1 protein-coding gene is annotated in these 1,285 nt (G+C 37.6%); it reads right to left on the bottom strand.

Features of this window, described 5'->3' with window-relative positions:
• Positions 1-40: 40 nt before the first annotated feature.
• Positions 41-1,191, bottom strand: a protein-coding gene (locus D5S18_RS36765; protein ID WP_120044960.1) for an IS3 family transposase whose coding sequence is annotated in 2 segments (ribosomal slippage) — positions 41-921 and positions 921-1,191 — 1,152 coding nt in all. Because the reading frame shifts where the segments join, the coding sequence is not laid out codon by codon here.
• Positions 1,192-1,285: the final 94 nt, after the last annotated feature.

The raw sequence follows: 1,285 nt of genomic DNA, 5'->3' as shown, positions 1-1,285 counted from the left end.
GGGACTGACCCCCGTTTTTGAGACAGGGATCAAAACACCTTTATAAAACAGCCAGTTTCCGAAACTCTTTTGGTGATTGGCTGTTTAATTTCAATTGAATTCGGATATTGTTATAATAATCAATATACTCCCTGACCGTTTTTTCTACAATGGCTGTTGTAGTGTTTGTCAGGTGGTGGAGATAGAATCCTTCTGTTTTTAAACTGGAGTGGAAGGATTCTATGGGGGCATTATCAGCGGGCATTCCCTTCCGGGACATGCTCATGGTAATGCTTTTTTCCTTTATCTCCTTTTGATAAGCATAAGAAGTGTAGACCGAACCTTGATCACTATGAAGTACGCAGCCTTTAGGTAATGTCTGTAACTGCTTCAATGTATCTAAAACAAGAGAAACATCCTGTTTATCACCAATCGTATAAGCCACAATCTCACTAGTATACAAATCTTTTATGCTGGATAGATAAAGTGGTTTTTGACCAAATGGCAAATACGTTATATCTGTCACCAGTTTTTCAAGTGGCTTTGTCGCAGTAAAATCCTGTTTTAAGTGATTTTCTGCAATATAGTAAGGTTGACCAGTCTGTTTACGCTTTTTTATTTTCACACGACACTGTAAACCGTAGGTTTGCATAATGCGTTGTACTGTCTTATGATTTATTCTCCTTTCTTTTCGCAGTAGGGCCGTTATTTTACGATAACCGTACGTATATTGGTGTGACTCACAAAGCGACGATATGAGGTCAATTAACACTTGCTGTTTTGGCAGAAGATCTTGTTTTTTCCAACGATAAAATGTTGATCTTGCGAGCTCAAACATCTGACAGAATGCCCTTACACTGACTGTGTCTTTTACCGCATCATAAATCGACACGAATGCTTCTTTTTTCACTTCCTTTCCCATTCTATATACTTTTTTAATAGGTCAATTTGTTGCTTTAAATAAAGATTTTCTGTTTTCAACTTCTCGTTCTCATTTTGATATTCTGGTCCTTTCCCGTAGGTATACTGCTTTCCAACTGGTTGATGAAATCGATGGATTTCACCCTCGCGATACCATTTCATCCACGTTTTCACTTGTGTTCTATTCTTAATTCCTAACTTGTCCATGATTTCTTTTGTCGGGATTCCAGCTAACCTCATTTGAACGGCCTCTTCTTTTACACTAATCGGATAACTAACTCTTTTTCCCATACAAAAAACACCTCCAAATTGTTTTCAGATATGCTATACCCGATTTTTCAATTTAAAGGTGTTTTTATTTGTCTCACTTTATGGGGTCAGTCCC

Origin of the sequence: Nocardia panacis, from assembly GCF_003598715.1 — a bacterium.
GTDB lineage: Bacteria > Actinomycetota > Actinomycetes > Mycobacteriales > Mycobacteriaceae > Nocardia > Nocardia panacis.
This window is presented reverse-complemented; position numbering and strand designations above follow the sequence as displayed.